This is a genomic window from Luteitalea sp. (assembly GCF_044337415.1).
GTDB lineage: Bacteria > Acidobacteriota > Vicinamibacteria > Vicinamibacterales > Vicinamibacteraceae > Luteitalea.
In genome coordinates this window covers 1-11,032 of record NZ_JBIINP010000136.1, presented here as the reverse complement: position 1 = coordinate 11,032, position 11,032 = coordinate 1, and the positions used below count along the sequence as shown (strand labels likewise).

The following is an 11,032-nucleotide window of genomic DNA, read 5'->3' as shown; positions in this document are numbered from 1 at the left end:
GCGCGCCGCCCTCGATGCGCGACAGGTCGAGGATGTCGGTGATGAGCGTGGCCAGGTGCGTCGCCGAGGCGCGGGCGACGGCCACGTAGCGTGCCTGCTGCGCGTCGAGCCTGGTGGCCGACAGCAGCTCCATCAGCCCGAGGACGCCGTTCAGCGGCGTGCGCATCTCGTGGCTCATCGACTTGAGGAACTCGCTCTTGGCGGCGCTGGCGCGCTCGGCGGCGATGCGCGCGCGCTCGAGCTCCTGCTGCACGTGCCGCCGGGCGGTGATGTCGGTGATCGTGCCCGCCACGCCCAGGAGCACGCCGTCCTCGACAACGGGACGCGCATACACGGCCACCCAGCATGCCGATCCGCGGTTGGTGACGAACCGCAGGTCCTGGTGGCACTCGTCCTTCTCGCAGGCCAACAGCGCCCGGCACATCTGCTGGACGGCCACGCGGTCGTCCGGGTGCAGGAACTCGACGAGGGGACGCCCGATCGACGCCTCGATCTCGAACCCCGCGAGGTCGTGCCAGGCGCGGTTGAGGAAGGTCCAGCGACCTTCCGTGTCGAGCTGGAAGATCACCTGCTCGACCTGCTCCACGACACGTCGGTACTGGTGCTCGCTCTTGCGGAGGGCCTCCTGCGCGCGGCGCTCGGCGGTGACATCACGGGCAATCGCGATGAAGTTGGTGAGCAGGCCGGCCTCGTCGTGCACGGGCTGGATCTCGAGGCTCACCCAGTAGGGGACGCGCGCCCTGGTGTAGTTGACGGTCTCGACGCGGCAACCGCTGCCCGAGGCGAGCGCGGTGCGCACGGACTCGACCGCGTCGAGCGGCGTCTCCGGCCCGTGCAGCAGCGTCCACGCCAGCTGCCCGGTGATCTCGTCGAGCTCGTACCCGTTGGCGCGCAGGAAGGCGGCGTTGGCCCACTCGATCCGCCCGCCGCTGTCGGTCAGCAGCACCAGATCGGTGGCGTGCCTGGCCACGAGGGAGAGCGTGCGCGTCTGCGCCTCCTCGCGACGGAGCGAGGCATCCCTGGCGGCCGCCTGGCGCGCGAGCCGCTCACGCGACGCGGCCAGCGTGTACACCAGCCACGTGAGGCTCATCGTCTGCAGCAACCCGAGGGCGGTCACGACGCCGACGATGCTGCGGGCGCCCCACGAGGACGGCCGCGCGTCGCCGAGGACGAGTTGCAGCGGACGGTGCCCCACCACGATGCTGTGGCTGGCCACCACGGGATGTGACGGCTGCCCGGTGTCGAGCACGGCGCGCAGCGCGCCAGGCATCGCCGGGTCCTCGATCCGCACACTCATCACGCCGGGGTCGATGAGGCCGGCGAACAGCTCGGCCGGTGACACGAGGAGGGCCACCCAGCCGCGGCGCGGTCCCGGTCCGGGGGTGGCTCCGGGACCTGGCCCCGGGTCTGATCCCTGGGGAACGGCCGCCACCAGCAGCGCGAGGCGCTGCCCGTCGACGACCTGCGTCGGCCCCAGCACGGGCCACGTCGTGCGGCGCAGGTCGGCCGGCGGCATCGCGGCGAACAGCTCGGCCCAGGTGGACTCGTCGAGGGCGGGGGTCCCGACGCCGCGGTCCGTGATGCGCGCGGGACGGATGGGGGTGCCAGGCGGCACCGGAGCCTCGCCGTCGAACCAGGCCGCGCCGCGCGAGGCCAGGCAGCCACCCGTAAGCGTCTGCCATCCCGAGAAATCGAGGGCCGGGTCGGCGGCGATCGCGCCCCCCAGGGTCGACAGGGTCGACGAGAGGCAGCGGGTGCGCTCGGCGAGATGGGCGGGCACTTCCGCCGCCGATTGCGCCAGCCAGCGCTCATCGCGGGCGGCGGTGGCCTCCCAGGCGTACCGCACGGTGAACGCCGCGACGAGCGCCGACGCGACGAACACGAGCGCGCTGAGGCCGAGGGCCCGCTTCTGCACGCACCAAGAATATATGGCCCCGCCGAGGCCACGCTGCCCGACCCGGAGCGGCGGCGGCAACACCACCGAAGGTTAGTCCCGGCGGGCCGGCACCGGCGCGGCGTACGGCCGGAGGTCGAACGCGACCAGCGGCGCGAAGGCGCGGCGTCCCGGGTCGAACACGTGCACGTGGCCCGTGGCCTCGTCGACCCACAGGCCGCTCACGTGCACCTCGGGATGGCGGCCGCGGCGGCGCAGGTACGTGCGGACACGATGGATCTGCATGAACACGTGGTGCTCCACGGCGCGCACGGCGCGCTCGGGCGCCAGCCCTTCGTGAGCCGTCGAGGCGTAGCGGGTCGAGGTGCTGAGGGCGTGGCACCCGCGGTGCCCCACGCACGCGACGTGCAGCGGCCCTCCGTGGCGCACCGCCGCCTCGAGCGCCGCCTCGAGCGAGGTGGCGTCGCCGCGTCCCTGCGGTGAGCGCGGCGCGACGCCGCCCATGTTCCTGAAGACCGTGGAGGCGCCCAGGCCGGACGCCAGCCGGTCGAGGGCAGCCGACTCGGCGCAGCCGATCAGCAACATGGGCGTGGCCGCGACCGCCGCCTCGGAGGCCTTCGCCCGCACCGGCACCTGGCGCACCGGGGTGATGGGCGGCGGCACCGGTTGTTGGGGCGCCTGGCCCCGTGCCCACAGGGCGCGGGGCGCGCCCACGCGCCGGAGCGCGGGACGCGGCGTCCATTCCCGGATGTCGTACACGCGCTGGGGCTGCCCGTCGCCACCGAGGCCCGGCAGGTCGTCGCGCTGATCGGCCACGGCTAGTCCTCCCCCTGGGCCCGCGTGTAGCCGAGGGCGCCGTCGAACTCGTTCAGCTTCTCGATGTGCATCCACTGATGGCGCGACCGCACGCGATGCAGGAGGTCGAGCAGGACCTCGTCGGACAACTCGGCCTCGGCGTCGCGCATCACGAAGCGGCACCGCCAGTGATCGACGCAGTCGGTGATGGCGCCGGATGACGGGTACACCTTGGTGCCGCGGTTGGAGATCATCTTCAGGCGCAGTTGGCTCGACTCGGACAGGGCCTCCAGGCTTTGCCCGAGCGACTCGGGCGTGCCTCCCGCCTCGACGAAGATGTCGGCGCCGATGGCGCGCCGGCGGCCGGCCGAGACGTAGTCCGGGCGCGACTCCACCTGCGGCAACTGCAACGGCTTGTGGGCGCGCGCCGGCGTCGCCACGCGCGGCTGCTGGCCGAGCCGCGCAATCACCGCGTCGGTGAACGCCGTGGTCGACACCGCGCCCTCGACGCGCACGTCGCGGGTGTAGACGCCGTCCTCGAGCGTGCGCATCACCGCGTCCTCGACCTGCGAGGCAGCCGCGAATTCGTCGATGTGGCGCAGGAGCATCGCCGAGGTGAGCAGCACCGCCGTCGGGTTGGCCGTGTCGGTGCCGGCAATCGTCGGCGCACTGCCGTGGACCGCCTCGAAGATGGCCACGTCGTTGCCGATGTTGGCGCCCGGCGCGAACCCGAGGCCGCCGATGAGGCCCGAGGTCAGGTCCGAGAGGATGTCGCCATTCATGTTGCTGGTGACGATGACCTCGAACTGCTCGGGGACGCGCACCAGCTGGTGCGCGCAGTTGTCGACGATGATGTGCCGCGCCTCGATGCCCGGGTACTCGGGCGCGATCTCCTCGAAGGTCCGCTTCAGCAGGCCCTCGGTGTGCTTCATGATGTTGGCCTTGGTGGCGCAGTGGACCGAGCGGCGGCCCTGCGCGACCGCGACCTCGAAGGCCAGGCGGACGATCTTCTCGCAGCCCTTGCGCGACATGATCTTCAGGCACTGCGCCACGCCGGGCGTCTGCATGTGCTCGATGCCCGCGTAGAGATCCTCGACGTTCTCCCGCACGATCACGAGGTCGATGCCGCGCCCCGAGAACGGCGTCGGCACACCCGGCAACTCGCGCACCGGGCGGATGTTGCCGTAGGTCTCGAAGAGCTTGCGCAGCGTCACGTTCGCGCTCTTCTCGCCGTACCCGACCGGGGTCTCGAGCGGTCCCTTGAGCACGACGCGGGTATCGGCAATCGAGGTGATCGTCTCGGTTGGCACGCCGCTCGGCAGCCCCTGGCGGAACACGACCGCCCCGGCCTCCCGCTCCTCCCACGCGATGCGCACGCCGGTGGCCGCGATGACACGGCGGGCGGCGCCGATCACTTCAGGCCCGATGCCATCGCCGGGAATCACGGTGACGCGCGCGGCGCCGTCTGGGGTGGTCTTGCAGGACACGGGGGAACCTCCGAGGACGAGATGGATGCCGGACCCGCGCAGGACATGAGGGCGCGGGGTGCATCGCGGTTCCGCCGTGCCAGCCCGGCCACGGGGGTGCCCAGGCCTCCCGTAGCACGCCGGAACCACGATACGCGAATCACAATACACGAAACACGTTTCGTGCATCAAGCATCATCTTTCTGCTAGAGTGCCGCCATGCTCCGGGCTTCCACGCTCGTCAAGGCCCCCTGGACCTTCCTCACCAACCATGCCCACGTGCTGCTGTGCCTGGCACGCGATCCGGAGGCACGGCTGCGCGAGGTGGCCGAGCAGGTCGGCGTCACCGAGCGGGCCGTGCAGCGCATCGTGACGGAACTGGAAGAGGCGGGGTACGTGACGCGGGCGCGCGAGGGCCGCCGCAATCACTATGTCGTGCGGCCGGAGCTGCCGCTGCGGCACCCGATCGAGCAGCACCGCACCGTGGCGTCGCTCATCGACCTGGTCCACGAACCGCGACGCAGCAGAAAACTGTAGCCGTCGCCCCTGGGCGGCGGGGGGCGCATGAGGCCCCGCCCCGAGACCCGCGGGCGCTGACGCGTCAGGCGGGGAGGACCGCCGGGCCAGCCCGGCGGTGACCTGCGAGAACCGGTGGCTACTTCAGCGTGACGGCCTTGCCGGTCTTGGCACTCTCGCGCGCGGCGTCGAGAATCTCAGACACGATCACGTTGTTCTCGAGCGAGGTGGGCCCGCCCGGCACGAGGCGGCCGCGCACCACGGCCGTCAGGTAGTCGAGCGCGGTCTGCTCGTCGGCCGGCCAGTCCTCGACCGGGGCGTCGGCGATCGGCTGGCCACGCACCTTGGTGCGCAAGGCGTTGCCGCCGGTCGCCCAGGCCGCGGCGCTCTCGGTGTACACCTCGAGATCCTTGCGATGGTCGGGCCAGTTCCACGACGCCTGGATGATGGCCTGCGCGCCGTCGTACTCGAGCACGATGGTCGCCTCGTCGTCGACGCGGGCGTAGATGGCGGGCTTGTTGGTCTGGGTCACGGCGGTGACGCGCCGCGGTCGCTGGTTGTCGAGGAGCCACGTGGCGATGTTGGCGCCGTAGCAGCCGAAGTCGTACAGCGCTCCGCCTCCATTGCGCACCGGATCGGACAGCCAGTCGAAGAACTCGGGCTGGGTGCCGATCTCCTTCGGTCCGTGATGGCCGTCCATCGCCACGATCTTCCGGATCCGGCCGCCGGTCTTCTCCTCGTGCATCAGGCGCCAGATGGCGCGATGGCTGCGGTACCAGGTCGTCTCGTAGTTGACGAGCACGTGGATCTTCCCGCGCGCCGCGGCAGCGGCGATGGCCCGCGCGTGCGCCGTGGAGACGGCCAGCGGCTTCTCCACCATCACGTGGACACCGTGGCGGGCGGCGATCTCGATCACGGCGAGGTGATCGAACGTGTTGGTGTAGACGACGAGCGCCTCGGGCTTCGTGGTGGTGATCAGGCGATCGAGGTCGGCGAACAGCTTCGCGGCGTCGATGCGGTGCGTGGCGCCGAACTTCTCGCGCAGCCCGGCGTCGGGGTCGTAGACGCCCACCAGTTCCACGTCGGTCCGCTTGACCATCGCGTTCATGTGCCCGCGGACGTGCCCGTGCACGAGGCCGGCGATGGCGATGCGCAGCGGCCTGGCCTCGGGGGTGGCCTGTGCCCGCGCGGAGGTGGCGCTGGCGATGAGGCAGGCAGCGACGAGGACGAGACGAGCCAGCCCCGAGAGGCGGGGACGCGCCTCGGACTGGGACCACAGGGCGGGAAACGAGGCCATCGTGAACTCCGGGGATGCGGGACCGGGCGGAGCGTATCACGCGGCCCTGGCGCCGGGCCGGGTGGGGACAGCCGGCGCTACCCTCGGAGTACGTCATCCCGGACCCGCCTCGCCTGACCGGCCCTCACCGCGGAGCAGGTCGCCCTCCGGCCCGGCGTGACCGGTGCGCGTCGGTGGGCGGACTGGACCTTCTGCTGCTTGTGAGCCGGCGTCCCCGTCCACTAAGGTTGGCGGATGGCCGGACCGCAGATGCCCGCGCATTTCCCGACCCCGCTCCCCGACTACCCCGCGGCCGCCGCGGGTGGCCTGCTGCAGACGCTGGCCGAGCGGGTCACGCACGACCCCTTCAACCTCGTGGCGACGGCGATCTTCGTGCTGGCGATCGTGCACACGTTCCTCGCACCGAAGTTCCTCGCGCTCGCGCACCACGTGCAGCACCGCGCCGACGACGAGGCGGACGCGGCCGGTCAGCCGAGGCGCCCGGCGTTCCTGTCGGAGATCCTGCACTTCGTAGGCGAGGTGGAGGTGGTCTTCGGGCTGTGGGCGGTCGTGCTGCTCGCGGCGATCACGTGGGGCCGTGGGTGGGACACCGCCAAGCACTACCTGAACGACACGGTCAACTACACCGAGGCGTTGTTCGTGATCGTGATCATGGCGCTGGCCTCGACGCGGCCGATCATCGTGTTCGCGGAGCGCGCCATGAGCAAGGTGGCGGGCCTGGGCGGCGGCACGCCGGCGGCCTGGTGGTTCGCGACGCTCACCGTAGGCCCGCTGCTGGGCTCGTTCGTGACCGAGCCCGCCGCCATGACGATCTGCGCAGTGCTGCTCGGACGGCAGTTCTACGACCTGCAGCCGAGCCTGCGCCTGAAGTACGCCACACTGGGACTGCTGTTCGTGAACGTCTCGATTGGCGGCACGCTGACGCACTTCGCGGCCCCGCCCATCCTGATGGTCGCGCGCCCCTGGGGATGGGACCTGATGTATGTGCTCACCCACTTCGGGTGGCGCACGCTCATCGCGGTGTTCACGTCGGCCATCCTGTACTTCCTTCTCTTCCGGAAGGAACTCGCCGCGTTGGCGGTGCGCCCGGCGGTCCGCGACGTCGAGGTGCCCGACGCCGACGCGGTCGCGCAGGGGCTCGGCGCCCTGCTGCCGGTGCCGGCCTGGATCGTTGCGGCGCACGCGCTGTTCATGGCGTGGACCGTGCTCAACTCGCACTACCCGGCGCTGTTCGTGGGCGGCTTCCTGTTCTTCCTCGGGTTCGTGAAGGCGACCAGTCCGTATCAGTCGGAGTTGTCGCTGAAGTCGCCGCTGCTGGTGGGGTTCTTCCTCGCCGGCCTGGTGATACACGGCGGGCTGCAGGGCTGGTGGATCTCGCCGGTGCTCGCGAGCCTCACCGAGACGCCGCTGTTCTTCGGCGCGGCGCTGCTGACCGCGTTCAACGACAACGCACTCATCACCTACCTGGCGACCCTGGTGCCCAACATGAGCGAGTCGGCCAAGACGGCCGTGGTCGAGGGCGCGGTGACCGGCGGCGGCCTGACGGTCATCGCCAACGCGCCCAATCCCGCCGGGCAGGCCTTGCTCGCGCGGTTCTTCGGCGGAGTCATCGCGCCGCTCTACCTGTTGCTCGGCGCGCTCCTGCCGACGGCGGTCGCCGTGATCTGCTACCGGCTGATCTAGGCAGCGGGCCGCGTCCGGCGACGGGCGCGGCCTCGGCTCAAGGCTGCGACGCCCGCGAGGCGACCCGCGTGACGCTCGACGGCGGCTCCAGGGGCAGCCCCTCGTGGACGCCACGCCCGTTGATCCGTTCGTACTTGTACGTCATCGTCAGTCGCGACGGGCCGACGATCCGTACCTGCGCCGTCATCTCCAGCCTGAGCGGCACGTGCGTGCCGGCGACGCGTCCGTACTCGCGCACCACGCGGACCGAGCGGGTCCAGAACGAGGGCCGCTTCACGAGGTCGCCTTCGACGCGAAGCAGGTCCCCGTCCGGCGACGCGAACAGCACGCCCTTCAGCAGCAGGTCCTCGCGACGCCTCGGCTCGAGCGCGATGCGCAGCAGGCCCTCGGCCGATGTCGGCGCCGAGAAGACGTAGTTGTCGGGCGTGAGGCCGCCGCGACGCGCGCGCCCGTCGCGGTGCAGCTGCACTTCCTTGTCGAGCGCCTCACGCAACACACGGTTGCGGATCAGCTCGGAGCCGCCCTCGTCGAGGATCTGGTAGGTGAAGGTGCCGTCTTCGTGCAGCTCCGTGCGCGCCACGAGCCAGGCGTCCTTCTTGTGCCGCTCGTTGGACGACTCCATGCGGCGAATGGCGACGTAGCTGCGAAGCGGCGGCGCCGGCCGGTACGGGAGGGACGCGACCTGCGGCGCAGGCGCCTGCGCGCGCACCGCCGGGGCGATGCCGAGCTGAGCCAACAGGCACAGGCCCAGCGCGACTACCGGTGTCCAGAGTCCGCGCCTGCTCGCGCGACGTTCATCCGCCATGCTGCCTCCCGTTGCAGGTGACATGCCGCCGGTCCGTTGTGTTGTGACGTTATCTTGCGCTCGCGACGACGTAATGACAACCACGCACACTCCGGATGAAGCGTGCCGGACGTCCCTCGGACCCGCCGGGCTACCATGCTCGGCGACGCCATGTCCGACGCCCTGATTGCCTTCTCCCACGTCTCCGTCATCCGCGACGGCGCGCGCGTGCTCGACGACTTCTCGCTGACCATCCCCGCCGGGCAACACGTCGCCATCGTCGGCCCCAACGGGTCGGGCAAGAGCACCGTGCTCAAGGTGATCACGCGGGAACTGCACCCGCTCGACCTGCCGGAGACCAGCGTGACCGTGCTCGGCCAGTCGCGCTGGACGCTGTGGGACCTGCGTGCGGCGCTCGGGATCGTCTCCAACGACCTGCTCGCCACCGTGACGCGGAAGATCACCGGCCGCGACCTGCTGCTGTCGGGCTTCTTCGGCGCGATCGGCCTGTGGCCGCATCACGTGCCCACCGACGAGATGCGGGCGCGCGTCGACGAGGTGCTGGCGTGGCTCGGCCTGCCCTACCTGGCCGACCGGCTCCTGACGCGGATGTCGTCGGGCGAGGCGCGGCGCCTGCTGATCGGACGCGCACTCATCCATCGCCCGCGCGCCCTGGTGCTCGACGAGCCGATGACCAGCCTCGACCTCGGCGCCGCGCACGAGGTGCGCGCCACGATGCGCGCGCTCGCGCAGGCGGGCACCAGCCTCGTGCTCGTCACCCACGATCTCGCCGACATCGTCCCCGAGATCGCGCGCGTCGTGCTGCTGAAGCAGGGGCGCGTGGTGGGCGACGGCGACACCTCGGCGATGCTCACCACGCGTCAGCTGTCGGGCCTGTACGATCGCGCCGTCGAGGTGTCGTATCGCGACGGGCACTATCACGCCTGGTGATCGCCGCCGAGGCGCCCGGCCTTGACGCCCCTGCGACGATGGGATGTGCGCGATCTCTCGTCCGTTTCGCTCGAGGCCACGTTCGTCGGGACCCTGCCCGCCGACCCGAGCACGCAGAACATCCCCCGGCGAGTGCCGGGCGCCAGTTACTCGCGTGTGGCGCCGACCCGCGTCAGCGCGCCCTCGCTGCTGGCCTGGGCCGACGCCGTTGGCGACGACCTCGGACTACGGCGACCACCGCTCGGGCCTGGCCCTGCGGCCGACGTGCTGTCCGGCAACCGGCTCCTGCCGGGCGCGGATCCCTACGCGGCCCGTTACGGGGGGCATCAGTTCGGCCATTGGGCCAACCAGTTGGGGGATGGCCGCGCCATCACGCTGGGCGAGTTGCGCGGTCCCGACGGCCGCGTCCATGAACTGCAACTGAAGGGTGCCGGCCCGACGCCGTACTCCCGGCAGGCTGACGGACGGGCGGTCCTGCGGTCGTCGGTGCGCGAGTTCCTCTGCTCGGAGGCGATGCACGCGCTCGGGGTGCCCACGACGCGAGCCCTGAGCCTGGTCGGCACGGGCGAGGCCGTCGTGCGCGACATGTTCTACGACGGCCATCCGCAGGCCGAGCCCGGCGCGGTCGTCTGCCGCGTGGCACCATCGTTCGTCCGCTTCGGCTCGTTCGAGATTCACGCGGCCAACGGCGAGGTCGACGTGCTCGCGCGGCTCGCCGACCACGTCATCGCCACGCACTTCCCCACACTGGGCCCGCCCGGCGTGCGCGAGACCTACCTGGCCTGGTTCGAGGAGGTGTGCCGGCGGACGGCCGTGCTGGCCGCGCACTGGACGCGCGTCGGATTCGTGCACGGTGTCCTCAATACGGACAACATGTCGATCCTCGGCCTCACCATCGACTACGGGCCGTATGGCTGGCTCGAGGGCTACGACCCGACCTGGACGCCCAACACCACCGACGCCGGCGGCCGCCGCTATCGCTTTGGCCAGCAGCCGAACGTCGCGTTGTGGAACCTGGCGCGGCTCGGCGAGGCCTTGATCCCCCTGGTCGACGCCGCGGACGACCTGCACCGCGGCCTCGATGCCTTCCGCGACACGTTCGACCGCGTGTACACCGGGATGCTGCGCGACAAGCTCGGCATTGCGACGCTCGACACGACGAGCGAGGAACCGGTGCTCTCGGAGCTCTTCACGCTGCTGGAGGCGGTGGAGACCGACATGACGATCTTCTTCCGCGGCTTGTCGGCCGTGCCCACCGACGAGGCCGCGACCGACGCCGACGTGATCGCGCCGCTGCGAGACGCGTTCTACGACGCAGACGTGCTCGCTGGCCCCCACCGCGAGCGCGTGGTCGCGTGGCTGCGCGGCTACGGGGCGCGGGTGCGCCGCGACGGCGAGCCCGACGCGACACGCGTGGCACGCATGCGGGCCGCCAACCCGAAGTACGTGTTGCGCAACTACCTGGCCCAGCAGGCCATCGACGCGGCGGCCGCCGGCGACACCTCGGTGATCGAGCGCATGCTCCGCGTGCTGTCGCGCCCCTACGACGACCAGCCCGGCGAGGACGACCTCGCGGCGAAGCGCCCGGAATGGGCACGCCACCGCGCCGGCTGCAGCATGCTCAGCTGCAGTTCGTAGGGGCTGGG

9 protein-coding genes are annotated in these 11,032 nt (G+C 71.4%); 4 read left to right on the top strand and 5 right to left on the bottom strand.

The annotated features are described in order from the left end of the window. From ACIRDX_RS16290 to ACIRDX_RS16280, 3 genes are all read right to left on the bottom strand, one after another. Positions 1-1,915 (bottom strand): PAS domain S-box protein (locus ACIRDX_RS16290; RefSeq protein ID WP_396626494.1); only part of this gene is annotated, 1,915 nt, incomplete at its 3' end. A 72-nt stretch (positions 1,916-1,987) separates the two neighbouring features. Beyond that, positions 1,988-2,710, bottom strand: a complete 723-nt coding sequence (locus ACIRDX_RS16285) for a carbonic anhydrase (RefSeq protein WP_396626493.1) — start codon at positions 2,708-2,710, stop codon at positions 1,988-1,990. 2 nt (positions 2,711-2,712) lie between these two features. Further along, positions 2,713-4,176 (bottom strand): NADP-dependent isocitrate dehydrogenase, encoded by a 1,464-nt coding sequence (locus tag ACIRDX_RS16280; protein ID WP_396626492.1) that lies wholly within the window; start codon positions 4,174-4,176, stop codon positions 2,713-2,715. Positions 4,177-4,374: 198 nt separating this feature from the next. On the opposite strand from ACIRDX_RS16280, the gene ACIRDX_RS16275 reads away from it, so the two are divergent. After that, positions 4,375-4,692 carry a helix-turn-helix transcriptional regulator gene (locus ACIRDX_RS16275; protein WP_396626491.1) on the top strand — a complete coding sequence of 106 codons (318 nt, stop codon included), beginning with the start codon at positions 4,375-4,377 and terminating at the stop codon, positions 4,690-4,692. A gap of 118 nt (positions 4,693-4,810) precedes the next feature. On the opposite strand, the gene ACIRDX_RS16270 is transcribed toward ACIRDX_RS16275, so the two are convergent. Next, the gene (locus ACIRDX_RS16270; RefSeq protein ID WP_396626490.1) at positions 4,811-5,968 is read right to left on the bottom strand and encodes a Gfo/Idh/MocA family protein; all 1,158 of its coding nucleotides are present in this window, start codon (positions 5,966-5,968) and stop codon (positions 4,811-4,813) included. Positions 5,969-6,202: 234 nt separating this feature from the next. Here ACIRDX_RS16270 and ACIRDX_RS16265 point away from each other — a divergent pair, with 234 nt between their 5' ends. Continuing rightward, positions 6,203-7,651: a putative Na+/H+ antiporter gene (locus tag ACIRDX_RS16265; RefSeq protein WP_396626489.1), complete on the top strand. Its 1,449-nt coding sequence runs from the start codon at positions 6,203-6,205 to the stop codon at positions 7,649-7,651. A gap of 37 nt (positions 7,652-7,688) precedes the next feature. Here the strand turns inward: ACIRDX_RS16265 and ACIRDX_RS16260 are convergent, their stop codons facing one another. Next, complete coding sequence (locus ACIRDX_RS16260) at positions 7,689-8,456, bottom strand: hypothetical protein (protein WP_396626488.1); 768 nt, start codon at positions 8,454-8,456, stop codon at positions 7,689-7,691. Positions 8,457-8,606: 150 nt separating this feature from the next. Between ACIRDX_RS16260 and ACIRDX_RS16255 the strand changes: the two genes are divergently transcribed. Together ACIRDX_RS16255 and ACIRDX_RS16250 are read left to right on the top strand one after the other, a co-directional pair. Continuing rightward, positions 8,607-9,386, top strand: a complete 780-nt coding sequence (locus tag ACIRDX_RS16255; protein ID WP_396626487.1) for an ABC transporter ATP-binding protein — start codon at positions 8,607-8,609, stop codon at positions 9,384-9,386. Positions 9,387-9,407: 21 nt separating this feature from the next. After that, positions 9,408-11,024, top strand: a complete 1,617-nt coding sequence (locus ACIRDX_RS16250) for a YdiU family protein (RefSeq protein ID WP_396626486.1) — start codon at positions 9,408-9,410, stop codon at positions 11,022-11,024. Positions 11,025-11,032: the final 8 nt, after the last annotated feature.

Bases quoted from the DNA above. Each gene is read 5' to 3' on its own strand.
- ACIRDX_RS16275 (WP_396626491.1), top strand. From the start codon at position 4,375: ATGCTCCGGGCTTCCACGCTCGTCAAGGCCCCCTGGACCTTCCTCACC.
- ACIRDX_RS16260 (WP_396626488.1), bottom strand. From the start codon at position 8,456: ATGGCGGATGAACGTCGCGCGAGCAGGCGCGGACTCTGGACACCGGTA.
- ACIRDX_RS16255 (WP_396626487.1), top strand. From the start codon at position 8,607: ATGTCCGACGCCCTGATTGCCTTCTCCCACGTCTCCGTCATCCGCGAC.
- ACIRDX_RS16265 (WP_396626489.1), top strand. From the start codon at position 6,203: ATGGCCGGACCGCAGATGCCCGCGCATTTCCCGACCCCGCTCCCCGAC.
- ACIRDX_RS16270 (WP_396626490.1), bottom strand. From the start codon at position 5,968: ATGGCCTCGTTTCCCGCCCTGTGGTCCCAGTCCGAGGCGCGTCCCCGC.